A 26,581-nucleotide genomic window follows, 5' to 3' on the forward strand; every position below is an offset into this window, starting at 1 on the left:
CTGCCTTCCGTATTATTCCGTAGAACCTCTCTTCCATTATAACCATAAACCTTTTCTGGCGCCAATTACTCTCTGCAACGCAGGAAACGAAATAAATGGGTTTTATATTCGTTTGCAGTATAATGGAAGCAAGGAGGGTCTATCATGGAGAAATTTGAGGACTATACGTACGTACGGCCGATACTTGATGAGGAAAAACAAAAATTCCATAGGCTTCTGGAGGCATTCACTGCCGCCGACACAGCCCAAGAGGCCTCCAAGGCCTTAGAAGCAATCAATAGATTCCGCAATCGATTAGACACCATGGGAAACTTGGTGTATATCCGTGCTTCTATCGACACAAACGATGAATATTACCAACAGGAACGGGACTATTTTGATCAATTGAGACCGGAGCTGGAAGCACTGGGCACTGAATTCTACCACGCCTTGATTGATTCCCCACACAGGAAGGAACTTGAAGAGAAATGGGGACCGCAGCTCTTTCGGATTGCCGACTACAGCATCCGGAGATTCTCCCCAGAGGTGATCAGCCTTCTGCAGGAGGAAAATAAGCTTACTTCCGAGTATTCAAAGCTTGTCGCTTCGGCACAGGTCGAATTCCGGGGAGATACCTACACACTGGCCCAGCTTGCACCGTTCACCGAGCACTCGGACAGAAAGGTAAGGAAAGAATCAGTAGAAGCAAGTGCAGGATTCTTTGAAAGTCATGAGGCCCAATTGGACAATATCTACGACCAGTTGGTAAAAGTACGGCACGAGACGGCAGTTAAACTGGGGTTTAAAAACTTCCTGGAACTGGGATATCTTCGGATGGAAAGGTATGACTATGACACAGACATGGTGGCAGCCTTCCGTAAACAGGTAAGAGAAAATATCGTCCCGCTTGTTTCCAAACTATACAAAAAACAAGCCGAGCGAATTGGGGTAGAAGCCCTCAAGTATTACGATGAAAACTTCGAGTTCGAAAGCGGAAACGCGCAGCCCAAGGGTTCGCCTGCTTGGATTATTGAAAACGGCAGGAAAATGTATGAGGAACTTTCTGATGAGACCAATGAGTTTTTCCGCTTTATGCTGCAACGTAACCTAATGGATTTGGAGGCCAAAAAGGGGAAAGAAGCCGGGGGCTATTGCACCTTCATTGAAGATTATCAGTCACCATTCATCTTTTCCAACTTTAATGGGACTTCAGCAGACATCGACGTGCTCACCCATGAAGCCGGACATGCTTTCCAATTCTACTCCAGTAGAAATATAGGCATTCCAGAATACCTGATTCCTACCAGCGAAGCTGCAGAAATCCACTCGATGAGCATGGAGTTTTTCACCTGGCCGTGGATGGAATTATTCTTCCAGGAGGATGCAGACAAGTACAAATACGCCCACCTGGCTGACGGCTTGAAATTCATCCCATATGGTGTGGCTGTTGATGAATTCCAGCACCTGGTCTACCAAAATCCGGACTGGTCACCAGCGGAGCGAAAACAGGCATGGAAGGAACTTGAGAAAGTTTATCTTCCCCACCGGGATTACGACGGCATCCCCTATTTGGAGGGAGGAGCATTCTGGCAGCGTCAGGGTCATATCTATGAAGTTCCATTCTATTATATCGATTATACACTAGCGCAAATCTGTGCCTTCCAATTCTGGAAACGGTCCAGAGAAGAGAGAGATGAGGCTTGGGAAGATTATTTGCACCTCTGCAAGCTCGGGGGCTCCAAGCCATTTCTTAGCCTGGTAGACGAAGCCAACCTCCAGTCCCCTTTCAAGGACGGAACTGTCGAGTCTGTCATCACCACCATCGAACAATGGCTTGACTCGGTTGATGATCAAGCCTTATAAATGATTACCATTGAACCAAACTCGAATAAGCAGGTTTGGTTCTTTTTTTATAGTGAAAATGGTGGATGAACTCCCCAGACTCCGGCTTCAGCTCCCCTCCTCCGGCACTTTCTGAATTTCTTATAGTATTATGCTAAAATAGGTGAGACTACATAGAAACTAAAAGGAGATTACTATGACTTATAAAGCTTTGTTCCTGGATATTGACGGAACGATCCTAAAACCGGATCACACATATACCGAATCGACAAAGAACGCTATATCCCAGCTCAAAGAAAACGGGATAGAAGTATTCATCGCTACCGGCCGACCACTTCATGAAATAATGGATTTAGCAGAGGAACTGAATGTAGACTCGCTGATCGGTTATAACGGAGCTTTCGCCGTATACCAGGAGGAAACAATCGTTGATGAACCAATCGACAGCAGCATCGTGAAGGATTTCCTGGATATTGCCAAAGAAAACGGGCATGAACTCGTTCTCTATACCAATGGCTGCAATTATTTCACTTCCCTTGAGCACCCATTTGTCCGCCAGTTCAATGATATTTTTCAGTTAAAGAAAAATGAACTGTTCACCTATGATGTAGTTGACGAGATTATAGGTATTACAATTATGAATATCAGCCCGGAGGAAGCCCGCCTTTATGAGATTGAGGAAAACATCCGCCTGTCTATTGTCAATGTAAATGGTGCTGAACAGGCGCAAGATCTCATCCGAAAAAATGTGAATAAAGGAGAGGCTGTAAAAACAATTCTCCAACGCCTGGATATACCCAAAGAACAAGCGATCGCTTTCGGAGACGGCATGAATGACAAAGAAATGCTGCAGGCAGTCGGGGAAGGTTTCGCCATGGGGAATGCGCATCCCGACCTGTTGGAGTTTGCCAAGCATCAGACAACCTCAGTCACTGAATCCGGTATATTCAATGGGTTGAAAAAACTGGGGCTAGTGGAATAACAGTAGAGGTTGGGACAAAACTATGCCTAGCTTGAGGAGGCTCACCAAGCCTCCCGCGGAAGTATATTTCCGAAGCGGCAGGTTTAGCCCTTATATACAAAAGTTATCCTTCTTAACTAATAAGGAAAAGCCTGGGATATAACTTTCTGCCTCATCCAAAACAAGGTCGACAGATGTATCAGCGAAGGAAATATGCGAAGATTCCCGCGGGAAGACAGGCCTAGGCGAGACAACGCAGTGCGACAGCACAAGGTGGCTAACCACCCGCCCCCGGAAAGCGAAGCATATTTCCGAAGCGACTATTCCCACTAAATAAGGGTTTTATGCCATTGGAATCCTTGGTCCCAATGGCATTAAAAACAGCCATGGGCTAAACCATGGCTGCTACAATCTTATTAAAGAAACAATCCGCCATATGCAAATGCTCCGATGATCACCAAGGCCGGATGAACATGGATCCGTTCGATCAGAAAGTAGCTGATCACTCCAAGGAACAGTGTCTGCCAAAGGCCAATTCCTTCAAACGAATCGGCAAAAAATCTCCATGCCATCAAACCAAGCAGGATGGCGATAACCGGCTGTACAAACAAAGTCAGCCTTTTTACTTTGGGAGAATCCTTGTATTTAAGCAGAACACTGAGCAGCAAAATCATAATAATCAAAGAGGGTGCTACGGTCGCAAAAACTCCGACCAGGGAACCAAGCACACCGCCGACTTCATAACCTATATAGCCTGCCATCTTCGTGGCGATCGGTCCTGGAAGTGAATTGCCGAGGGCAAGCACCTCACTGAATTCCTGGACAGTCATCCACTCATACCTGCGCACTACTTCATTTTCTACTAGCGGGATGGAAGCGGGACCTCCCCCATAGCCGAGAATGCCAGGAATGAAAAAGGCTAAGAATATTTCCCAGTAAAGCATCATTCTGTATCATCCTCCTTCTGCCGGGCATTATGGCCGGGTTTATCCCTGATCAGTAATGCAGCTGCAAGCAGGGCAGCAATAATGATGGCCGGATGAACTCCTGCAAATTGAAGCAGGATGAAAACCACTACTCCAAATACCAGTGCTCTCCCCCACCCTAAACCTTTGCCCGCTTTATTGATAAACTGCCAGGTCAAGACAGCAAGCATCATACCGACCACAGGAACCACCGCCGCTGTCATTCCCTGCACCCAATCGAACTCCTTAATGGAAGAGATGGTGGTCAGCAGGATGATCATTAAAACAATCGTAGGTACAACAGTAGCAAAAACTGCATTGATCATGCCGCCAATCCCTGTGACCCGGTATCCGATATATCCTGCCATTTTCGTGGCGATCGGTCCCGGAAGTGTATTGGCCAGGGCCAGCAGATCACCAAAATCGTCATCTTTCATCCATTTATACTTACCAACTACTTCTTTCTGAATTAATGGGATGGAAGCCGGCCCTCCGCCAAACCCAAGCATCCCTACACGGAAAAACGCGATAAAAAGATTCCATTGTGTTTTCATCTAGACCACATTTCCTTTGTAGATTTCTATGTTCGTTAATAAATCAGATTCTGGTTATCCCTATTACCAGGAAGATACCGTTCCATCTGTACGGGATTCGGTTCCCCCAGCAAGCACTCCTGTTTCAGGGTCTCTCCAAATAACCTGGCCCCGCCCAAAACTGTTCGGTTCCAACTGGTAACGGATGTGATGGCCTTTCGCTTGGAGGGCCTGGGCAATATGGTGAGGGAAACGGTGCTCTACTTCTATTATCTTCTCCCCCATCCATTGCCATCTAGGCGCATCGAGTGCCGCCTGCGGATTGAGTCCGAAATCGATGGTATTCATGGCTACCTGCACATGGCCTTGGGGCTGCATAAAACCTCCCATTACACCGAATGGGCCAATAGGACGCCCCCCTTTGGAAAGAAAGCCGGGAATAATAGTATGATAGGTTTTCTTCCCCCCTGCAAGTGCATTGACATGACTTGGGTTCATGGAGAAATTATGACCACGGTTCTGAAGGGCAATCCCCGTTCCTGGAACTACCAGGCCAGAGCCGAATCCCATATAATTGCTTTGAATGAATGATACCATATTTCCTTCTCCATCGGCTGCCGCCAGATAGACCGTTCCGCTGGAAGTCGGTTCACCTGCTTCCGGTTGAAGAGCCCTATCTGTAATAAGCCCTCTTCGCTTCTCTGCATACGATTCACTAAGCAAATCGTCCGTGCTATATCTCATATGAGCTGGTTCTGTTACATGCTGATGAGCATCGGCAAATGCGAGTTTAATAGCCTCCATCTGTTTATGATAGGTTTCCGGCGATTCCTTTTCCGGAAATTCGAAGCCCTTGAGTATATTGAGGGCTTCCAATGCTACGATTCCCTGTCCGCTTGGCGGTATTTCCCAAACATCGTAGCCGCGGTAATTTACCTTGATCGGTTCCACCCACTCCGGCTGATGATCGGCCAGATCTTCCTCTCTCAAATATCCGCCGTTTTCCTCAGAGAACGCAGCTATTTTTTCAGCCAATGCTCCGCGATAGAAGGACTCAGCCTTTGTTTCAGCGATTTCTTCCAACGTATTTGCATGATTGGGGGAGGACCAAATTTCTCCGACCTGTGGTGCTCGGCCATTTGGTGCGAAAGTATCAAACCAATGCCTAAACATTTCATCGGTCAATTTCTCACGGTAACTCTGATAGGCATTATTCCAAAATCTCGCCAAGGTAGGTGACAATGGATAGCCTTCTCTTGCATATGTAATAGCCGGCTGGAGAACTTCTTTCAGGGAAAGCTTCCCGAATCGATCAGACAATTCAGCCCATGCTGAGGGCGCCCCCGGTACCGTGACAGGAATCCACCCATGTGCGGGAATCTCCTCCATCCCCGCCTCCTTCAACTTTTCTAAAGATATATTTTTCGGTGACCTGCCATTGGCGTTCAACCCATGCAATTTTCCCTTTGTCCAAACTAGAGCAAATGCATCCCCGCCAATACCATTGGAAGTCGGTTCAACTACTGTCAAGCATGCAGCTGTCGCTATAGCTGCATCAATCGCATTGCCACCCTTTTTCAATATCTCAAGTCCTGCCTGACTGGCAAGCGGCTGTGATGTCGCTACCATCCCCTTTTTTGCATACACTGTATTCCTGGTGAGCGCATATGGATACGACGCACTCGAAAAAGATTTCATCTTAAACGCCCCTTCGTCTGAATATTAGTAGAATTAACTAATATGTTACGAAATCATCCCTTCTGTGTCAATCAAATATTAAGCGGCCCCCAACAATCACTTACAATAATATCCCAAAGTTTTTTATCCACTTACATTTTGTGTTATCATATATCCATAATATAACTATAGGAGTTCATGAAATGAGATATGATGACACAGACAAAAAACTATTAGAGATTCTCTCGGAAGATGGAAGAATATCTTATGTTGATCTTGCTGAGAAAGTAGGACTGTCACGGGTGGCTGTAAAAGACAGAATTAATAGTCTAAAGGAGCAAGGGATCATTGAAAAGTTTTCGGTGGTCATCAATTCAGAAAAGGCGGGAAAGAAAGTCTCCGCTTTCTTCGAGGTCGATGTAGAGCCACAGCATATGCAGGAAGTTGCCCAAAATCTGGCCGATAATCCAAGTGTAGCAAGCATTTACCAGATGACTGGTCCCAGCACCCTTCATATGCATGTGCTTGTAGAAGACTTCCGCATGCTCGAGGCATTTATTAACAACGAATTGTATGCGGTAGATGGAATCACCCGGGTGGAGAGCTCAGTAATCCTCAAGCGCTTCAAGAGCCGGACAGGTTACAAACTTTAATGGGCTCAATACACCGATGGAAGGGCCATATCTATATCAATACCCCGATTTATGGGTTTCCGGGGCAAAAAGAGAAGAGGCTGAGAGTAAGACTCTCAACCTCTTTTTAAATAGCTACTGTTTCCTGGACTTTCTTGGCGAGCCCTTGGATATTGGACAAGGCACCAATATCTAAATTCCCCCCGCTTACGATAACTCCACAGTGTCGTGATTTGATTTTTTCCTTATGGGAGAACAAAGCCGCGATAGCCGCAGCACCCGCTCCTTCCATAAGGGTTTTGTTTCTCTCCAGCATGTAGACGATTGCTGCAGCAATTTCCTCATCTGATACTGTCACAATTTCATCGACCAATTCCCGTATAATAGGAAGTGTATGTTTCCCGGGCTGCTTAACGGCAATGCCTTCTGCAATAGTCGAGACAGACTGAAGGTTTGTAATGCCGCCGCTGTAATAGCTGTCGTGTATAGCAGCAGCCCCTTCTGCCTGAACCCCGATGATGCGGATGTTGGGATTGGCATATTTGGCAGCAACTGCGATGCCACTGATCAGTCCGCCGCCACCAATCGGTACAATTATCGTATCCATCCTGTCCTCTTGACGAAGCATTTCCATGGCGATGGTTCCCTGACCGGCCATAATATCATAATCATCAAATGGATGGACATAGACAGCACCGGTCTGCATCTTTCTTTTAAGGGAAGCTTCATAGGCTTCTTGGAAGCTTTCCCCTATCAGAACCACTTCGGCTCCATAATTCCGAGTGGCTTCCACTTTCGCATGCGGGGTGCCCTCGGCCATGAAGATTGTCGCCTTAACACCGAGTTTAGCCGCTGCATGGGCGACTCCTTGGGCATGGTTTCCCGCTGAAGCCGTAATGACTCCTTTTTTCAATTCCTCCTGCGATAGCTGCATTAGTTTGAAGCTTGCCCCCCGGAATTTAAAAGCACCTGTTTTCTGCTGGTTTTCCATTTTGAAATAGACATTCTTTCCAACCAGCTCGTTTGTGGTTACTGAAGTCATTAATGGTGTGTGATGGACAATCGGCTTAAGTTTCTGCCATGCCTTATACACCTTTTCTCCTGTTAAGTCACCTGTTAAGCAATTCCCAATTGAGTCACTCTCCCTATTCTTAAGCTAGTGTTTTTTCGTATTGTTCTATCTTATCCTTATGCTGTAAAGTTAATGCTATTTCATCCCAGCCGTTTAAAAGTTTCTCTTTATGATAAGCTGGAATATCAAAATGGACAGTCTCATCCACTTCATCAACAATTTTCTGTGCTTCCAGATCGATGTCAAGGGTAAGGGTGGCATCTTCTGCCCGTTTCATCCAGCTTGCCAGCTGTGATTCATCGATTTTAATAGGTATAATGCCATTTTTTAGTGCATTATTATAGAAAATATCGGCAAAGCTTGGTGCGATGACTACCTTGAATCCATAATCAAGCAGTGCCCATGGTGCATGCTCCCTGGAGGAACCGCAGCCAAAGTTTTCACCTGCCAGAAGGATTGTTGCGTCATCATACTCTGGTTTGTTCAAAGAAAAATCCTCCCGGCGATTCCCTTCATTATCAAACCGCCAATTGTAGAATAAGAATTGGCCGAATCCGGTTCGTTCAATCCGTTTCAAGAACTGTTTAGGAATGATTTGGTCGGTATCCACATTAGAACGGTTCAATGGGTATACCAGCCCCTTATGCTGCTGAATTGCTTCCAATATGTGCACCTCCTAATTCAATACACCTGCATATTTGCGTACGTCGACGAAATGGCCTTCTACCGCAGCAGCTGCAGCCATTTCCGGACTGACGAGATGGGTTCTGGCTCCATTTCCCTGCCTTCCTTCGAAGTTGCGGTTGGAAGTGGAAGCACAGCGGCCATTAGGCGGGACCACATCATCGTTCATCGCCAGGCACATACTGCATCCTGATTCACGCCATTCGAAACCGGCATCTTTAAATACTTTATCGATCCCAGCTTTTTCCGCCTCCAGCTTAACACTGAAAGAACCTGGAACGACGATGGCACGGACGCTGTCTTTAACTTTTTTCCCTTCAATTATACCTGCGGCTTTCTCCAGATCACTGAAACGGGAGTTTGTGCAGGAGCCGATGAAGACATGGTCAATTTCAATGGAAGAGATCGGCTGACCTTCCTCCAGCCCCATGTACTCAAGGGCACGTTCCACATCTTCTCTATGATCCGATTCATCCAGCTTAGGCGTTTCCCCGCTGACAGGTACACACATACCAGGGTTTGTTCCCCATGTTACCTGCGGCTCAATCTCTTCCGCATTAATCGTTACAGTTTCATCATACACGGCTCCTTCATCAGTTGCCAGTGAGAGCCATTCTTGGGCCTTTTCCTCGAAGGCTTCTCCCTCCGGTACGTATTCCCGGCCTCTCAGATATTCCACTGTCTTGTCATCTGGGCTGATCAAGCCTGCACGTGCTCCGCCTTCAATGGACATATTACATACAGTCATCCGTCCTTCCATGGAAAGGTTGCGGATTGCCTGGCCAGTATATTCCATCACGTAGCCGGTTCCGAATTTGACACCGAATTTACCAATAATTGCTAGGATCAGGTCTTTTGCCGTTACTCCCGGCCCCAAGTCCCCTTCCACTTTCACATTCATGGTTTTCGGACGTTCTTGCCAGATGGTTTGCGTCGCTAATACATGTTCCACTTCGCTGGTGCCGATGCCGAATGCAAGAGCGCCGAACGCTCCATGTGTGGATGTATGGCTGTCGCCGCACACAATCGTTTTCCCTGGCTGGGTAAGCCCCAACTGCGGTCCGATAACATGGACAATCCCCTGATCAGGGTGATACATGTCAGCAAGTTTAATGCCATTAGCCTCACAGTTTTTCCGTAATGTCTCCATCTGTTTCCTGGAAATCTCATCTTTGATTTCTTCCCGATTCCGAGTGGGAACGTTATGGTCCATCGTAGCGTATGTGAGATCTGGACGGCGGACTTTCCTGTTATTCAGGCGAAGCCCTTCAAATGCCTGTGGGGACGTAACTTCATGGACCAAATGCTGATCAATATAGAGCAGGTCCGGCTTTCCCTCTTCCTGGTGGACTATATGTTTATCCCATATTTTTTCAATGATTGTCTGTGGTTTTCCCATATGATCACCCTCCCGCTATTAGACATACATATTTCAAATACTATTGGACACGCTCTTCGTGGTAAGGTTTTCGATAACCGCTTGTGTCATTTCTTTCGTTCCTACCTTTTGGCCGCCTTTAATATCAAGGTCACCTGTATGGTAGCCCTGTTCTAGACATTCATTGACCGCCTTCTCAATCTCGGTCGCTTCTTCCTCCATATGGAAAGAGTGTCTGAGCATCAGGGCAACTGAAAGAATCATCCCCAGCGGGTTAGCGATACCTTTGCCTTGAATATCCGGCGCTGAACCGTGTACTGGTTCATATAATCCTACTCCATCGGTACGAACACTAGCTGATGGCAGCATTCCAAGTGATCCTGTCAATACACTTGCTTCGTCGCTTAAGATATCACCAAACAGATTTTCCGTGACAATGACATCAAATCGGTTCGGCTCGGTAATCAGCTTCATCGCTGCAGCGTCTACCAACAGATGCTCCACCTTTACATCCGGAAACTCCTTCGCTTTTTCTTCTACAATTTCCCTCCACATCCGGCTGGATTCCAAGACATTGGCTTTATCCACAGATGTGAGCTGTTTGTTGCGAATTTGCGCACTTTGAAATCCTTTTTCAATAATGCGCTCCATTTCCTGCCTAGAGTAGGCAAGTGTATCAACAACTTCTTTTCCATCATTCCGGCGCTCGCTCGGTCTGCCGAAATAGAGGCCTCCGGTAAGCTCGCGGATGATCAGGATATCGCTGCCTTTAATCACTTCTTCCTTCAGCGGAGAAGCATGCAGGAGGGAAGAGAATCCTTGGACAGGACGAAGGTTGGCGAACAGACCAAGCTTTTTCCTGATTCCAAGCAGCCCTTTTTCCGGACGGAGGTGGGGTGGGTTTCCATCCCATTTCGGCCCCCCGACAGCTCCAAGCAGTACTGCATCGGAATCCTCGCATGCCTGAATGGTATCCTCCGGAAGCGGAGTGCCATACCGGTCGATTGCATCGCCGCCGATTGCATGTTCCTGAAAACTGAAGCGGTGATCATATTCACTAGCAATGGTGTTCAGGACCACCTTTGCAGACTCCATAATTTCTTTTCCTATCCCGTCACCAGGCAATAGGGTGATCTTTTTGTTCATATACTCCCCTCCCCTTTCCTCGCTAGATTTATTTTATCGCTTCTTTTTCCAATGCTGCTTTTTGTTGGACAATATAACGATTTACAGCATTAAGGAAAGCATTTGCTGAAGCCTCGATAACGTCCTGGGCAGCACCTCTACCATTTACCTTCACATTGTTCACTACCAGCTGGACATGTGATTCAGCCAAGGCGTCTTTCCCACCGCCGACCGAATTAAGCTGGTAATCCTCCAATTTGAGGTCCTCTTCAATCAATGCATCCATTGTTTTATACAAAGCTTCGACACTTCCCTGCCCGGTTCGTGCCGCTTCCACTGTTTCACCAGCCGGTGTCGTCAATACGACGGTTGCTGTAGGGATATTGGCGGTACCATATTGGACTTGAAACATTTCCATCTTGTATTTGCTTACGGTAGAAGTATCCGTCTTGATTTCCATCAAGATCGTATAAATATCATCATCGGTTACTTCCCGTTTATGGTCAGTCAACTGTTTAAACTGCTTGAATGCCTCTTTCAGCTTTTCATCCGACAGCTCAATGCCGAATTCCTTTACCTTATCTTTAAACGCATGCCGTCCGGAATGTTTACCAAGGAAAAGGGTATTCGAGTTCAGGCCGACCATTTCTGGGGTGATGATTTCATAAGTCTGTGCGTTTTTCAGCACACCATCCTGGTGAATGCCGGACTCATGAGCAAATGCGTTGCGACCGACGACAGCTTTGTTGGGCTGTACATACATACCGGTCAATTTTGCTACCAGATCACTGGAGCGCTTGATTTCATCCAGCTTCAAACCTGTTTCATATGGATAATAGTCTGACCGGATTTTCATTGCGACACCAATCTCTTCCAAAGCAGCATTACCAGCACGTTCACCAATTCCATTGATGGTTCCTTCTACCTGGGTAGCTCCATTTTCCACTGCTGCAATGGAGTTGGCTACAGCCATTCCCAAGTCATCATGGCAGTGGCAGGAAAGGTCGACCCTGTCAATATTCGGCACAGTTTCTTTGATGTAGCGGAAAAGTTTTCCGTATTCCGCTGGTGTTGTATAACCGACCGTATCCGGCAGGTTAATGACGGTGGCTCCTGCGTCGATGACCTGTTCAATGATCTTAGCAAGAAAATCCCAATCGGATCTGGTTGCATCCTCTGCTGACCACTGTACTTGAGGGAATTTTTCCCTTGCATAGGACACCATGTCAACGGAAGTTTGGATCACTTGTTCCGGTGTCTGCTTCAGCTTATATGTCATATGAATAGGGGAAGTCGCCAGAAACAGGTGGAGGCGGGGCTCTTCGGAATTTTTCAATGCTTCCCAAGCCGTGTCAATATCACTTTTGATCGTTCTGGCCAATCCGGTCACAGATGTACCTTTAATATTGTCGGCAATCGCCTTAACTGCTTCAAAATCACCTTGGGAGGAAGCAGGGAACCCTGCCTCCATCCGGTCAATCCCAAACCGTTCCAGCTGTTTGGCAATCTCCATTTTCTCCAGCTGGTTCAGATTGACGCCTGGTGATTGCTCACCATCTCTAAGGGTGGTATCAAATATTTTAATTCGTGACATGGGCTTTCACATCCTTTTGTTTTTCTTGCAGAGGCTGTTTGACAAAAGGCATCAACTCACGTAACTCCCTTCCCACTTTCTCGATCTGATGTTGGTTCTCTTTGGCATTCGTAGCATTGAACTGGGCACGGTTTGCCTGATTTTCAAGGATCCAGCCTTTAGCGAATTTCCCTGCCTGGATATCTTCCAGAACCTCTTTCATGCGCCCTTTTGTTTCGTCGTTGATGACACGTGGACCGGAAACGAAATCGCCCCATTGTGCTGTATCCGAAATAGAATAGCGCATGTTTTCCAATCCGCCTTCATATAGAAGATCCACAATCAATTTCATTTCATGGAGGCACTCGAAGTAAGCGACTTCCGGCTGATAGCCTGCTTCTGTCAATGTTTCAAATCCTGCTTTTACAAGGCTGGTCAAGCCGCCGCATAATACTGCCTGCTCACCGAACAAGTCTGTTTCAGTCTCTTCCTGGAAGCTGGTCTCCAGAACACCGGCACGTGCTGCGCCAATACCCTGTGCATATGCAAGAGCCAGTTGTGTTGCTTCGCCTGTGACATCCTGGTAAACACCATACAAAGCAGGTACTCCAGCACCCTCTTCATATGTTCTGCGCACCAAATGCCCTGGACCTTTCGGTGCTACCAGAAAGACATCTACATCTGCTGGAGGAACAATTTGGCTGAAATGGATATTGAACCCATGAGCAAATACTAATGCATTTCCTGCTTTCAGATTAGGTTTGATGCTTTCTTCGTAAACTGCTGTCTGATGCTCATCCGGCAGCAATACCATTACTACATCCGCCTGTTTGGTGGCATCCGCTACAGATACTACCTGAAAGCCGTCTTCTTCTGCTTTCTGCTGGGATTTCCCTGGTCTGAGCCCAACAACTACATCATGGCCGCTCTCCCTAAGATTCAGTGCATGTGCATGGCCCTGTGAACCATAACCTACAATAGCGATTTTCTTTCCTTGTAAAACTTCCTTTTGGATATCCTGGTCATAAAGTACTTTTGTCATGATAATTCCTCCTGAGATTTAATATTGTATGTGTTTTTATTTTCAATAACTCTTCCTAGATAGATAGAGAGTTAATTTCCGTTACTTGCTGGGGCTGCTGTCCCCGTAGGAAAGCAGTTACCCCTGTTCTGGTTAATTCCTTAATTCCATAAGGCCTAAGCAGTGTGATCAAAGCCTCCACCTTATCCGGCTTACCCGTAACCTGGACAGTCAGGCTGTCACGGCTTACATCGATGACGGTAGCACGGAAAGGATTGATAATCCCCTGAATTTCAGCTCTCAGCTGACCGCTGCCGCCAACCTTGATAAGAGCCAGTTCCCTTGCCACCATCGCCTTATCGGTAATATCGGAAACTTTAATTACATCAATCTGCTTATTAAGCTGCTTGGTCAGCTGCTCCAGCTTCTGTTGATCATTGACATCGACAACGAAAGTCATTTTGGATACACCTTCTACTTCCGAGGAGCCGACAGAAATGCTGTCTATATTAAACTGCCTTTTGTGGAGCATTCCGGTGATCCGGTTCAGCACCCCACCTCTATCCTGTACGGTTGCTGTTATGATCCTTTTCATTTTTTCACCCCTATCATTTCATGAAGCCCCTTGCCTGGTGCGACCATCGGATAAACACACGCCTGTTGGTCCACCCGGCAGTCCACCAATGCTGGACCGTCGGAGTTGAAGACTTCATCCAATACCCTCAACGCATCTTCCTCAGTATCTACTTTGACTCCGCGGATACCATAACTCTCAGCGAGTTTGACAAAATCCGGATTATTTGGAAGGAGTGACTCCGAATAGCGCTCTTCATAGAAACTTTCCTGCCATTGGCGGACCATACCGAGTGCATTGTTATTTACAATAATAATTTTGACCGGCAGGTTCTTTTCTTGAATGATGGACAATTCTTGCAAGGTCATCTGGAAGCCGCCATCACCGACAATGGAGACGACTAGATCGTCCGGAGCACCAAGTTGTGCGCCGATGGCTGCCGGGAAGCCGAATCCCATGGTTCCTAATCCACCGGAGGTTACCCAGCGATTTGGACGGTCAAAATGATAATACTGTGCAGCCCACATTTGGTGCTGGCCTACATCCGTGGTTACGATCGCGTCGCCATCCGAGAGACGATGGATCTGTTCCAGCAACCATTGCGGGGACAAAGCCGTGTCTCCCTCGTCGTACCACAATGGATAATTCAGTTTGTTCTGCGCGATTTGTTCTTTCCAGCTGCGGCATTCGCCTACCGTAATGGAACTGTTTAACAATGCCAGCAATGCCTGTTTGGCATCACCCACTACAGGGATATCTGTTTCCACATTCTTACCGATTTCAGCAGGGTCGATATCGATATGGGCAATTTTCGCATTCGGTGCGAAATGCTCCAGATTACCTGTCAGACGATCATCAAACCGTGCGCCGATATTTATCAGGAGGTCGCTTTCGTAAATTGCCATGTTGGCTGCATAAGTTCCATGCATGCCCGCCATGCCCAGCGAGAGCGGATTGGAAGCCGGAAAGCTTCCGAGCCCCAGCAGTGTGTTGGCCACTGGAATTTGATGTTTCTCAGCAAATTGTTCCAACTGTTCTGACGCTTTAGCGAATACAACCCCAGCGCCGGCCAGCAGTAGTGGCTTCTTCGCCCGGCTCAGTGCATCAGCCAGTTTGACTACCTGAAGTGGATTGGGCTTCGTGGTCGGCTGATAGCCGGGTAAATGGAAATCATTTTCAAAGGTGTCGTTCGTCAGCTCCTGCGAAATGTTTTTCGGGATGTCGATGACTACTGGACCCGGCCTCCCAGTTGAAGCAATATGAAAAGCTTCGTTTACGATTCTTGGCAGTTCCGACAATGTATTGACCTGGTAGTTATATTTAGTAATAGGTGTGGTGATTCCCATTACATCGGATTCTTGAAAGGCATCGGTGCCGATGACACCCTGTGCCACCTGGCCAGTGAATATTACCAACGGTAGGGAGTCGATCATGGCATCCGTTATACCTGTAATCAGATTAGTCGCTCCCGGTCCGGATGTCGCTATGACTACACCGGGCTTTCCTGTAACCCGTGCATATCCTTCCGCTGCATGAATGGAGCCCTGCTCATGCCTGGAAAGTATATGTTTGAATGGTGTCTCATTACGGTACAATGCATCATATATTGGCAAAACTGCCCCGCCCGGATAACCAAATACTGTATCGACTTCCGCTTCAACCAGTGTCTGAACCAGCAGATCAGCCCCGGTTATCGTTTCATTCGCAGATTCCACTTTTTTCTTCACTTCAACTTTCACTGCTGCATGCCTCCTTTAATGTTCTATATAATCGAAAAAGACCCTTTTCTCCTATAAACCTGCACAAATGCAGAATTATTGGGGAGAAAAGAGTCTTCTTTTCACGGTACCACCCAGATTCATAGCATCCTCGCGAATGCTATCTCACAGGCTGTCAGACAGCCCGCTTTGATAACAGGTGCACATTTGAAGCGCACCCGGCCAGGAATAATGGGATTGATAGAATCCGTTCAACCTGGCACTCGGGGATGATGTCGGAACAGATTGCATTTCTGGGCTTCCAGCAACCCCAGATCTCTGTAAATGCATGGGCCCTGCTCCTTTTTTCCCGTCGTCGAGTTGGTGATATTAAGTTATTATGATGATTCGAATAATTCAGGTGACAGTTTTTTGTTAACTCATTGTCTAATTGGAAAAATGTAATAACTGATATATTGCTGATAATCATATAACTTTTTCGGCTTCTGGTCAACAGCTATTTTAAAATTTTTTGATACTTTTGATTAATAACTTTATATGTATGCGGTTACATCATTGAAGGTCTCACACTTGACTTTTATATTACAAAATTATTACAAAAAGAAATAATATTTGATGGCATTTAAATACTCCTTTTTGCCCGTATTCGTAGAGGATACAGTTTTTCGGATTCTAAAAATATATTTTCAAGTTAATGTCAAATTTTGACTGTTGATGCAAAATTTATGGGAGGCCATTTCTCTGATAGAAAAATCTGCCAGCACATAATTAACGCTTTTCTATTTGGATCCTTTTCATTCCGAGACGGTGGAGCATTGGTAAATCACCAATGAATCTGGAAGTATAAAATCTCCGCTCCATCATCGCAATATATCGCAAATATTCATTAACAACCCTAATCTGACAGCTGTTCCCAAGTTGGTCATCCGCTAATACATCTATGCAATATATTGGATAACAAAACCCCCATCACATGGATGGGGGTTTTGTGCATTATTCTTCACTGTCCAGGAAGTCGGTTACCGCTCCTTTTGATGAGCAGGACACGTTATGTGCGTATTTGCCGAGAATTCCCTTTTTATAAAGTGGAGGCGCTACCCAGTCTTTTCTACGATTTTCCAATTCCTCTTCGGAAACCTCCATAGAGATTTCTTTCCGATCCGAATCGATGGTGACAAGGTCCCCCTCTTTCAGGAAGGCTATTGGTCCGCCGTCCTGTGCTTCCGGAGAGATATGGCCGACCACAAGTCCATGGGTGCCGCCGGAGAATCTGCCATCTGTCAGCAGTGCCACTTTCTCACCCAGGCCTTTACCTACCAAAATACTGGAAATGGAAAGCATTTCCGGCATTCCCGGACCGCCTTTTGGTCCAACATAGCGGATGACCAATACATCTCCCTCATTGATTTCATTATTCATGACCGCCTGGGTCGCTTCTTTTTCCGTATCGAACACACGCGCCGGGCCTGTATGGCGTTTGACTTTTACACCGGATACTTTAGCCACAGCACCTGTTGGTGATAGATTCCCTTTTAAAACAATCAATGGACCATCTGCACGTTTAGGGTTATCAAACGGCATGATTACCTTTTGCCCTTCCGCCAGGTTCGGAGCTTCTGCCAGGTTTTCAGCAACAGTCTTACCTGTTACAGTCAGGCAGTCACCATGGAGGTACCCTTCCTCATAAAGAAGTTTCATGACAGCCTGTACACCACCGACGCGATGCAGGTCTTGCATCACATACTGCCCGCTTGGCTTGAGGTCAGCCAAATGCGGAACTTTTTCCTGCAGGCGATTGAAATCGTCGATGGACAGATCTACCTTCGCTGCATGGGCAATCGCCAACAGGTGAAGGATGGCATTTGTAGATCCACCAAGAGCCATGACCACGGTGATTGCATTTTCAAACGCTTCTTTAGTCAGGATATCTTTTGGATAAATCCCTTTATCGAGGAGGTTATACAATGCCTCACCGGCTTTGGCACAGTCTTCAGCCTTTTCAGCAGATTCGGCCGGGTTTGAAGAGCTTCCAGGGAGGCTCATACCCATTGCTTCTACAGCCGAAGCCATCGTATTTGCTGTGTACATTCCACCGCAGGCCCCTGCTCCAGGGCATGCACTGCATTCGATGGATTTCAATTCTTCATCATCAATATCGCCATTATTATGGCGGCCTACCCCTTCAAAAACGGAAACAATGTCGATGTCCTTCCCTCTGTGCCGTCCCGGTGCAATTGTTCCGCCATAGACGAATACAGCCGGAACTTCTGAATTGGCAATGGCAATCAAACAGCCCGGAATATTTTTATCACATGCACCGATTGCTACAAACCCGTCCAAGTTCTCAGCTCCGACCACTGTCTCAATCGAATCGGCAATAACATCACGGCTTGGCAGCGAATAACGCATACCTTGAGTACCCATGGAGATTCCATCTGATACGGTAATAGTATTGAATATCAGTGGTGCCGCGCCAGCCTCTTTGGCTCCCTTCTTGGCACTGATCGCCAAATCATCGATATGTATATTACACGGGGTCACTTCACTCCATGTGCTGGCGATTCCAACCATCGGCTTCTTGAAATCCTCATCATTGATACCGACGGCCCTCAGCATTGCCCGGTTAGGAGCGCGCATGGCATCGTCCGAGAATACTTGACTCTTGATGCGTAGATCTTTTTCTGTTTTTTCCATTCTGTAACCCACCTTCCAAAAGTTGTCATTCATTTTTTATAACAGTTTAAACTGTAAAGATTCTAATAATTAAATTATTCTAGCATACTTATTTTAGTTTGTGTAGGTGCTTTTTACGAAAGTCAAAAATATTTCTCTTTTTTGAAGGCACGGAAACATTTTGACAGACGAATTCCTATTCCGGGGTGAAGGCTGAAGCTTAAAAAGCCGGACAACACAGTCCGGCTTTTTGATAGTTATTCTATTTAAATACTCTAGCTGCTTCTACCGCCTTTTTCCAACCTGCATATAGATGCTGGCGCTTTTCTTCTTCCATATCGGCTTGGAACGTTCTCTCATTCTCCCATTGGCTTGCAATCTGCTCCTTATCTTTCCAATAACCGACAGCCAAACCGGCAAGATAGGCCACACCCATGGCGGTTGTCTCCTGGATGGCAGGCCTTTCCACCGGGACACCCAGCATGTCACTTTGAAATTGCATGAGGAAGTCATTCTTTACTGCTCCTCCATCCACGCGGAGGATTTTCAGGTCAATGCCAGAGTCTTCTACCATTGCATCGAGTACATCCCGTGATTGATAGGCAAGTGATTCAAGCGTGGCACGGATCATATGCTCCTTCCTGGTGCCGCGGGTGATGCCAAAGAAGGAGCCGCGTGTTTCACTATCCCAGTATGGTGTCCCTAGCCCGACAAAGGCAGGAACCATATAAACACCATCTGTAGAGTCCACCTTTGCAGCGTATTTTTCACTTTCCGAGGCATTGCGAATAACCTGCAGACCATCCCTGAGCCACTGTATGGCAGAACCGGAGACAAAGATGCTGCCTTCCAAGGCATACTCCACCCTGCCGTCCACTCCCCATGCAAGGGTGGTCAGAAGGCCATGCTTCGAGCTGACCCCTTCTTCCCCTGTATTCATCAGCATGAAACCGCCTGTACCATAAGTGTTTTTTGCCATCCCTTTTTCAAAACAGGCCTGACCGAACAATGCCGCTTGCTGATCTCCCGCAATTCCCGCGATAGGAACTTCGTGGCCGAAGAAATGGTAGCTGACCGTTCGGGCATACTCCTCTGATGAAGGACGAACCTCTGGCAGCATACACTTTGGAACATCCAGCATTTCCAGCAGTTCATCATCCCACATGAGATCATATATATTGAACAGCATGGTTCGGGAGGCATTGGAATAATCGGTCACATGGGCCTTCCCACCTGAAAGTTTATGCACGAGCCATGTATCAATGGTTCCAAACAGCAAATCGCCGTTTTCAGCTTTTTCCCGTGCATGATCTACATGGTCCAAAATCCACTTCACTTTCGTCCCGGAAAAATAAGGATCGATCAGCAGCCCAGTCTTTTCATGGATCATCTCTGTATACCCTTGCTCTTCCAATTGTTTACAAATGCCTGCCGTCTGTCTGGACTGCCAGACGATGGCCTTATGGATTGGCCTACCAGTGTTTTTATCCCACACCACTGTGGTTTCCCGCTGATTGGTAATACCTATACCAGCTACCTGTCCCGGATCTATTTCCGCTTTCCTCAGCGCATCGGCGATACAGGCTAACACAGATGTCCATATTTCATTGGCGTCGTGCTCGACCCATCCTGGACGAGGAAAGAACTGTTCAAATTCCTTCTGCCCTGTAGCCACTATTTTCCCCGCCTTATTGATGAGTATTGCTCGTGAACTGGTAGTCCCCTGATCAATCGAAAGCATATACTTCTCCCTCAAGCCAATTCCTCCTTAAATAGGTTGTCAGCAGCCGAACCTGATGTATTTACTACGATGATAGCAATTAAAGCGCTTTATTTCCATACATTCTCTACTTCTATACCATGCACAAAAGCTTATTAACTTCCATCTTCCCCAATTGGACTTTTCCCATAACAAAGATCCTTGTAACAGATTTTCGTTAAAAACAAAATAAAACGCCATCCCTTAAGAGGAATGGCGTACCGTAAGATCTTCCGGTTTTACTGTGTTCTGTTTCCTGGCTATATTTACCAGCAGATATACAATCGGTGTATCAATCAGTGCCACGATCAGTTTAAAAACATATTGCGTGGCAATCATGCCGAGGAGAACCCCTGTCGGAACAATGCCCCAGAAGGCAACCGTAATAAAAATAGTCGTGTCTACAAGTTGTGCGGCTGCAGTAGAGAGGTTATTCCGCAGCCATAATTTTTTCCCGCCATAACTCTCTTTCAGCCGATGAAATAGACTCACATCTAGATGCTGACTGGCAACATAGGACAACAAGCTGGCCGCCATCACTCGGAAACTCCCACCCAAAATCGTCTCAAATTCCGTCTGGAGACCGAAACTTGACGCGGCAGGAAGCTGGATGGCAATCAAAATGAACACCATTACCAGCACTTGGGTAAAGAATCCTGCTTGAACGGTTTTTCGTGCAGCATCCCTGCCATAGACCTCACCGATGACATCTGTAATCAAGAAGGTGATGACATAGACAATGACTGCAGCCGGCAGAATAAATTCCCCGACACTGAATAATTTGACACCTAAAATATTTGAGATAACTAAAAGTCCAACAAATAAAGCATTCAAATAGATAAACATAGAAAACCTCCTAAATCAACAGAGAGATTTCTGCCAACCCTCTATAAAGCCCTTAGCGGTTATCAACGGTTTCCGGATACATGTCATGGTTCATCATCCGATGTTCTGCCATTTTTTCATACTTCGTGCCCGGACGTCCGTAATTGCAATAAGGGTCGATGGAAATACCGCCACGCGGTGTGAATTTCCCCCATACCTCTATATATCGTGGGTCCATAAGTTCCACCAGATCATTCATAATGATATTCATACTGTCTTCATGGAAGCCTCCATGATTTCGAAAGCTGAAGAGATAGAGCTTTAATGCCTTGCTTTCAACCATTTTTACGTCAGGGATATAACTTATATAAACGGTCGCAAAATCCGGCTGATTGGTGATAGGACATAGGGTGGTGAATTCGGGGCAATTGAACTTCACAAAGTAATCGCGGTCCTGGTGATTATTTTCAAAGGTTTCCAACACCCCTGGATTATAGTCAAAATCGTAGCTGACCCCCTGGTTGCCCAGCAGTGTCAAATCGGATACATCCTGTTTTTTCATTACATTCCTCCTCTGTATCGATTGGATCAATTATCGGAAATCTGCTTGTGGTTTTTGTTGAAATAATAAAAAGCCATGTGTCCTAAGGCACATGGCTTCATAATTATGAATTAGTGCTTAGTTTTTTATAGAGGGTTGGACTAAGAACCTCTCACGTATTCAACGTTTCTATTATACACATTCCTGTTTTTCCTGTCATCCGCAATTTTTTATTTATAATATACATATTATTTTGTAATATTTTCATTCCTGGAATGAGTCACAATATGATATATTGGACCTATAGTTAATGTTCATTCAACCTTCTATACTTCCGTCAGCTCCGACCATACAGGCTGGCAGAAGTTCCCGAAAGGAGCAGAAATAATGAAGGATCGCCTCCATACCATACAAACATGTACAAAGGAGCACGGACCCGGCCTGCGTTATCTGTTGGTCATGCAAGGATGTCCCATGCGCTGTAGATCGTGTCATCAGCCAGACAGCCGGAGAATCAGCGAAGGCCGGGAGATAACCGTGGAAGAGATTGTCCAAGAAGTAACAACCTACCTCCCCTTCCTGCAGGCTTCAGGAGGTGGAATTACTGTCAGCGGAGGTGAAGCTCTTCTCCATACCAAATTCCTTAATAAATTGTTCAGCGAAATGAAAAAACTGGGGGTGCACACGGCAATTGATACGGCAGGGGGCTGCTATACGAAATCCGACTTTTTCATGAAGCAGCTGGACCAGCTGCTATCCAATACCGACTTGGTTCTATTGAATCTGAAGCAGATTGATCCGGATAAACATAGAGCACACACGGGAATCACGAACAGCCATATTCTGGAGTTCGCCCGCCATTTATCTGATAGAAATGTGCCGGTATGGATTCGTCATGAACTGATCGAAGGTGTCAGTGACCACGATGAAGACCTCATACTTCTCTCCGATTTCATCCATACATTGAAAAACGTAGAAAAGGTGGAGGTGCTTCCCTACCTGAACGGAGACAAACCAGGTTATCAGTTAGAAGGTATGAAAACACCTACAGCCGCACGCCTCAGCAATGCAGAGCAGATACTGAACCATCAAATCATTTAAAAGGTACGAGGGGCAGAGATGCTCCGGTTGGCTACGTATAGATTCTACTCAGTGAACACCTAAAAAGGGGTTGTGACATATCAAAACGTTTAACTCTATAGGCGAACAATAATCTGAAATAGCGGAGGAAATACACGTAGACTCCTGCGGGAGGAAAGGCATAGGTGAGATCCCACAGTGCGTCAGCACGAGGAGGCCCACCAGCCGCCCGCTGAAAGCGAAGTGTATTTTCCGAAGCGGTTTATATCCACTAATCAAATTTTCTAGTTCGTTCGGATTTATCATTGAATAAAACACTTTTGTCCCAATCTTACTCTTATTTTGCAAGTGTCATGGTCCACTCATGAACCTCACATTCCCTGGCACCACTTGTTACATATGGATCTTGTTTCGCCAGCTCTTCCGCCTCTGCAAAATCAGCTGCCTGATAAATAACCAGTCCGCCGGTTCCATCAGTAAAGCGGCCTTTCGCGAAGATTTTGCCCTCTTCCTCTTTCTCTTCTAGATACGCAAGATGCGCCGCTCGCAGCTCTTTACTCTTCCCTTCATCTTTCATTGGCAGAAATACTGCAAAATACTTCATGATCCAACTTCCCCCTTCATCAATTTATCCCTGGAACAATAGATAGGACACAATAAAATAACCGATGACTGTAATAATTGACGGGATGCTGTACGTCCACAATGATGCAGAACGTTTTCGCAGCAAGGCCCAAATCAGCACTGCAGAGAGCACGCTGATGGCAATCCCGGTATATAGATTGGAATAAGAAACATCAGCCATGATAGAGCCGCCTTGGTATACTGCATCCGATATTGCAAGGATGATCATATTGAACATATTACTTCCGAGGATGGAGCCGACAGCAAGGTTCATGTTCTTCAATCTCAACGCTGCATAGACAGAAACCGCTTCTGGCAGGGATGTCGTTGCGGCGATAAGGAAACTTCCAACAAAGCTCGATCCCATGCCGGTGATTACCGCTATCTGATCGCCGGTGATGGATAATACCGAACCAGCCAGCAGGATTGCTACGGCAGCGATAATGAACCCTATCACCGCTTTTTTGACTGAAATGTCCTTTGGAGGTTCTTCTCTGCCGGCCTCCGGGCTGTCGCCCATCAATGCCTCCGTCGGTTCCGGAGCGGAAGGCATACGACTGATGACAACCATACCGATCACGTATACAAGCAGTACCAACAGTGCATCCACACCAATTCCTAAAATCGTATAGTCAATCCGCAGGAAGAGAGCCAATGTCACCATCAGCATTAGGAACAAACCCAGCACCGCTGAAAACAAATGGCTTCTGCCCGCTTGAAGATACAACTGCCTTCTACGGTACACCAAATCAAACACCGCCAGGATCAGCAGGTTGAATAGGTTTGATCCAAGCATATTGCCGATAGCAATATCGACATTGTTGATCAAAACTGCGGAGAAACTGGTGGTGACTTCGGGAAGAGAGGTAGCTCCAGCCAGAAGGATCGTTCCGACAACCATACCGCCCATATTGGTCTTTTCACTGATAACATCCGCATACTCGGACAGCTTCATGGCAGTATATACAGTTAGTGCTGCTGCAAGGAAAAATATTACGAATACCAATAGAATCACTCCTAATTTCAAGACCTATCCTCTAATATACCCCCAACCTCCAAAATTGAAAAGCAAACTGTACAACTAATTCACTGACTCCAAATACTGGAGATTAAAAAAGCCCTGCCGACAATTCGACAGGACTTCAATGCTTCTAATTATGTCTATGGAAAATACAAGGCCTAATAGGGATGCCCTCCCCCCGACAGACCCATCTACCTGCTGATCTTCACATCATATTCACGCAACCAATAATCAATTTGGCAAAGATGGGCAATCAGCTGCGGCCCTTTCATCAGCTGACCATACCATGGATCTTTAAATTCCTTTCCTTCCGTGCGATTGATGGCTTCCACCTTTTCCCGCTTCATGAATTCGAACAATGGGGAATCAGGATCTGCCAGAATCTCATCCATCCATGTCACGGCCGCTTTCGTATATTCCGGCTGAAAGGTTCTTGGATACGGACTTTTTTTCCGATAGAGTACATCATCCGGCAGTATGCCTTCCAATGCTTTTCGTAAAATGCCTTTTTCTCTGCCTCCATGCATTTTTATTTCCCAGGGAATGTTCCATACGTATTCCACCAATTTATGATCGGCATACGGGACGCGCACCTCTAAGCTTGCCCCCATGCTCATCCGGTCTTTTCGGTCCAGCAGTTGGGCCATGAACCAGTGCATATTCAAATAGAACAGTTCCCTGCGACGCGCATCCTCCTTCTTTTCCCCATCCAAAAGAGGGGTTTCCATTATTGTTTCCCTGCTTCTGTCATGGACATATGTCCTAAGATCCAGCTTCTTCCGCCACTCCGGATGGAGGAGATTGATCCGTGCATCAAGGGATCGCATCCATGGAAATCCTTCCTCACCAACTGCTGTCGGGTCATGGAACCATGGATAGCCTCCGAATATTTCATCCGCACACTCCCCTGAAAGGCTGACCGTTGTATGTTGTTTAATCTTGCGGCAGAACCATAGCAACGAAGAATCAATATCAGCCATCCCGGGCTGGTCCCTCAACAGGACTGATTCCTTTAGAAACTCCGCCAGTTCCTTTCCGGATATCACCTCATTGTGATGATTGGTAGAGCAATAATCCACCATCAGATCAATCCATGGCTGGTCGGCGGATGGCTGGAACTTACTTGCCTGAAAATGCCGGTCATTCCCTTCATAATCTATAGAAAAGGTGGGAAGCACTCCCCTTCCCTCCTGCTTGAAATAATCAGCGGCAACAGCGGTAATTGCACTGGAGTCCAAACCGCCCGAGAGAAAAGTTGATACAGGCACATCAGAAACAAGCTGGCGCTTTACCGCGTCTACAAATATTTCACGGACATTGGATGCTGTCTCTTGTACAGAATCCCTATGTTCTTCACTTCTCATATTCCAGTAACGCGAAACTTTCAATCCATCTTTAGAGTAAGTAAGTACATGTCCTGCACGGAGTTCTCTGACCCCTTTGAAAATCCCATGTCCCGGCGTCCTAGAGGGGCCCAACCCGAAAATTTCTGCCATCCCATCGCGGTCTATCTCCGTTTTGCTCTCCCGATGCTCAAGGATAGCTTTCAACTCAGATCCGAAAAGGAAGAAACCTTGTTTTTCTTGGAAAAATAGCGGCTTTACACCTAGACGGTCCCTCGCCATAAACAGTTGCTCCTTTTGGGAATCCCAGACACCGAATGCATAGATTCCATTCAGATGGTCGACACACTTTTCCTTCCACTCCATATAAGCAGTCAGCAGAACTTCTGTATCCGAGGACGTTCCAAATCGATATCCACGTCTCAGAAGTTCTTTACGCAGTTCGTCCGTATTGTATAATTCCCCATTATAAACCAGGGTATATAAACAGCCGTTTTCGGACTTCGTCATCGGCTGTTTCCCGCCTTCAACGTCCACTACAGCCAGCCGTTTATGTCCAAATGCAGCATTTCCGCTAATCCATATCTGTGAGTCATCCGGCCCGCGCAGTGTCAAAGTATCTGTCATCATTTTCAAGGTCTGCCTTTCAGTATCGAGTGGCTTTCTCCAATCGATCACTCCCGTTATCCCGCACATGGCTGATCATCCTTTCTCTATGCTGTAAATGCCGCTTATCAGTATATGCAGGGACACTTTGTAATTTGACACTTTTATCAAAAAGAAAAAGCCCTTGTCGACCGACAAGGGCTGGTGTAGCCTGGATGTTCCTTTTACGTTTTGGATATGACTTCTACCTCAGCTTGTAGAGAAACCCCGTGTTTTTCTACAAGCTTTTTTTCTTGCCTCCAGGAGCACGAACCATTCCCTTTCCGCGGACGAACGCCCGAGCCTCCTCGTGAAAACCCACACTGCGGGGTCTCG

The 26,581-nt window shown here is 46.4% G+C and carries 23 protein-coding genes and 1 riboswitch; of the genes, 4 read left to right on the plus strand and 19 right to left on the minus strand.

The window, feature by feature from the left end:
* Positions 1-144: 144 nt before the first annotated feature.
* Both ACFODW_RS02980 and ACFODW_RS02985 read left to right on the plus strand, forming a co-directional pair.
* Complete coding sequence (locus tag ACFODW_RS02980) at positions 145-1,842, plus strand: M3 family oligoendopeptidase (protein ID WP_390302740.1); 1,698 nt, start codon at positions 145-147, stop codon at positions 1,840-1,842.
* 175 nt (positions 1,843-2,017) lie between these two features.
* A complete protein-coding gene (locus tag ACFODW_RS02985; protein ID WP_390302743.1) occupies positions 2,018-2,803 on the plus strand; it encodes an HAD family hydrolase in 786 nt (261 codons plus the stop codon).
* 395 nt (positions 2,804-3,198) lie between these two features.
* Here the strand turns inward: ACFODW_RS02985 and ACFODW_RS02990 are convergent, their stop codons facing one another.
* The 3 genes from ACFODW_RS02990 to ACFODW_RS03000 form a co-directional block, all read right to left on the minus strand.
* Positions 3,199-3,726 (minus strand): chromate transporter, encoded by a 528-nt coding sequence (locus ACFODW_RS02990; RefSeq protein WP_390302824.1) that lies wholly within the window; start codon positions 3,724-3,726, stop codon positions 3,199-3,201.
* Positions 3,726-4,301, minus strand: a complete 576-nt coding sequence (locus ACFODW_RS02995; RefSeq protein WP_390302746.1) for a chromate transporter — start codon at positions 4,299-4,301, stop codon at positions 3,726-3,728. The genes ACFODW_RS02990 and ACFODW_RS02995 overlap by 1 nt, the downstream gene beginning before the upstream one ends.
* 63 nt (positions 4,302-4,364) lie before the next feature.
* Positions 4,365-5,978: a gamma-glutamyltransferase family protein gene (locus ACFODW_RS03000; RefSeq protein ID WP_390302749.1), complete on the minus strand. Its 1,614-nt coding sequence runs from the start codon at positions 5,976-5,978 to the stop codon at positions 4,365-4,367.
* Between the two features lie 182 nt (positions 5,979-6,160).
* Here ACFODW_RS03000 and ACFODW_RS03005 point away from each other — a divergent pair, with 182 nt between their 5' ends.
* Positions 6,161-6,610, plus strand: coding sequence for an Lrp/AsnC family transcriptional regulator (locus tag ACFODW_RS03005; protein WP_390302752.1), 450 nt, complete (start codon positions 6,161-6,163; stop codon positions 6,608-6,610).
* Positions 6,611-6,716: 106 nt separating this feature from the next.
* Here ACFODW_RS03005 and ilvA read toward each other — a convergent pair whose 3' ends face one another.
* The 13 genes from ilvA to queF all read right to left on the minus strand — a co-directional run bounded on the left by ilvA (position 6,717) and on the right by queF (position 21,553).
* On the minus strand, positions 6,717-7,682 hold the full coding sequence (gene ilvA / locus ACFODW_RS03010; protein ID WP_390302755.1) for a threonine ammonia-lyase: 966 nt from the start codon (positions 7,680-7,682) through the stop codon (positions 6,717-6,719).
* A 58-nt stretch (positions 7,683-7,740) separates the two neighbouring features.
* On the minus strand, positions 7,741-8,325 hold the full coding sequence (gene leuD, locus ACFODW_RS03015; RefSeq protein ID WP_390302758.1) for a 3-isopropylmalate dehydratase small subunit: 585 nt from the start codon (positions 8,323-8,325) through the stop codon (positions 7,741-7,743).
* 12 nt (positions 8,326-8,337) lie between these two features.
* Positions 8,338-9,744, minus strand: a complete 1,407-nt coding sequence (leuC, locus tag ACFODW_RS03020; protein ID WP_390302760.1) for a 3-isopropylmalate dehydratase large subunit — start codon at positions 9,742-9,744, stop codon at positions 8,338-8,340.
* Positions 9,745-9,777: 33 nt separating this feature from the next.
* Positions 9,778-10,869, minus strand: coding sequence for a 3-isopropylmalate dehydrogenase (leuB, locus tag ACFODW_RS03025; protein WP_390302763.1), 1,092 nt, complete (start codon positions 10,867-10,869; stop codon positions 9,778-9,780).
* A gap of 28 nt (positions 10,870-10,897) precedes the next feature.
* Entirely contained in the window at positions 10,898-12,442 is a 1,545-nt protein-coding gene (locus tag ACFODW_RS03030; RefSeq protein ID WP_390302766.1) for a 2-isopropylmalate synthase, read from the minus strand.
* Positions 12,429-13,463 (minus strand): ketol-acid reductoisomerase, encoded by a 1,035-nt coding sequence (gene ilvC / locus ACFODW_RS03035; protein ID WP_390302770.1) that lies wholly within the window; start codon positions 13,461-13,463, stop codon positions 12,429-12,431. The genes ACFODW_RS03030 and ilvC overlap by 14 nt, the downstream gene beginning before the upstream one ends.
* A gap of 55 nt (positions 13,464-13,518) precedes the next feature.
* Positions 13,519-14,037 carry an acetolactate synthase small subunit gene (gene ilvN / locus ACFODW_RS03040; protein WP_390302773.1) on the minus strand — a complete coding sequence of 173 codons (519 nt, stop codon included), beginning with the start codon at positions 14,035-14,037 and terminating at the stop codon, positions 13,519-13,521.
* Positions 14,034-15,755 (minus strand): biosynthetic-type acetolactate synthase large subunit, encoded by a 1,722-nt coding sequence (gene ilvB / locus ACFODW_RS03045; RefSeq protein ID WP_390302776.1) that lies wholly within the window; start codon positions 15,753-15,755, stop codon positions 14,034-14,036. The genes ilvN and ilvB overlap by 4 nt, the downstream gene beginning before the upstream one ends.
* A gap of 144 nt (positions 15,756-15,899) precedes the next feature.
* On the minus strand, positions 15,900-16,064 hold the full coding sequence (locus ACFODW_RS03050) for a hypothetical protein (RefSeq protein ID WP_390302779.1): 165 nt from the start codon (positions 16,062-16,064) through the stop codon (positions 15,900-15,902).
* Between the two features lie 663 nt (positions 16,065-16,727).
* Positions 16,728-18,428: a dihydroxy-acid dehydratase gene (gene ilvD, locus ACFODW_RS03055; RefSeq protein WP_390302782.1), complete on the minus strand. Its 1,701-nt coding sequence runs from the start codon at positions 18,426-18,428 to the stop codon at positions 16,728-16,730.
* A gap of 241 nt (positions 18,429-18,669) precedes the next feature.
* Positions 18,670-20,148 carry a glycerol kinase GlpK gene (glpK, locus tag ACFODW_RS03060; protein WP_390302827.1) on the minus strand — a complete coding sequence of 493 codons (1,479 nt, stop codon included), beginning with the start codon at positions 20,146-20,148 and terminating at the stop codon, positions 18,670-18,672.
* Positions 20,149-20,370: 222 nt separating this feature from the next.
* On the minus strand, positions 20,371-21,012 hold the full coding sequence (locus tag ACFODW_RS03065) for a queuosine precursor transporter (protein WP_390302785.1): 642 nt from the start codon (positions 21,010-21,012) through the stop codon (positions 20,371-20,373).
* Between the two features lie 52 nt (positions 21,013-21,064).
* The gene (gene queF, locus ACFODW_RS03070; protein WP_390302788.1) at positions 21,065-21,553 is read right to left on the minus strand and encodes a preQ(1) synthase; all 489 of its coding nucleotides are present in this window, start codon (positions 21,551-21,553) and stop codon (positions 21,065-21,067) included.
* A gap of 111 nt (positions 21,554-21,664) precedes the next feature.
* Positions 21,665-21,710, minus strand: a riboswitch (PreQ1 riboswitch).
* A 209-nt stretch (positions 21,711-21,919) separates the two neighbouring features.
* On the opposite strand from queF, the gene pflA reads away from it, so the two are divergent.
* Entirely contained in the window at positions 21,920-22,633 is a 714-nt protein-coding gene (pflA, locus tag ACFODW_RS03075) for a pyruvate formate-lyase-activating protein (protein ID WP_390302792.1), read from the plus strand.
* A gap of 316 nt (positions 22,634-22,949) precedes the next feature.
* On the opposite strand, the gene ACFODW_RS03080 is transcribed toward pflA, so the two are convergent.
* The 3 genes from ACFODW_RS03080 to asnB form a co-directional block, all read right to left on the minus strand.
* Positions 22,950-23,216, minus strand: coding sequence for a YciI family protein (locus ACFODW_RS03080; protein ID WP_390302795.1), 267 nt, complete (start codon positions 23,214-23,216; stop codon positions 22,950-22,952).
* A gap of 24 nt (positions 23,217-23,240) precedes the next feature.
* Positions 23,241-24,242, minus strand: coding sequence for a sodium:calcium antiporter (locus ACFODW_RS03085; protein ID WP_390302798.1), 1,002 nt, complete (start codon positions 24,240-24,242; stop codon positions 23,241-23,243).
* 206 nt (positions 24,243-24,448) lie between these two features.
* Positions 24,449-26,296, minus strand: coding sequence for an asparagine synthase (glutamine-hydrolyzing) (asnB, locus tag ACFODW_RS03090; protein WP_390302802.1), 1,848 nt, complete (start codon positions 26,294-26,296; stop codon positions 24,449-24,451).
* Between the last annotated feature and the right edge of the window lie 285 nt (positions 26,297-26,581).

The organism is Virgibacillus sediminis, from assembly GCF_042643265.1.
Taxonomy (GTDB): domain Bacteria; phylum Bacillota; class Bacilli; order Bacillales; family Amphibacillaceae; genus Virgibacillus_O; species Virgibacillus_O sediminis.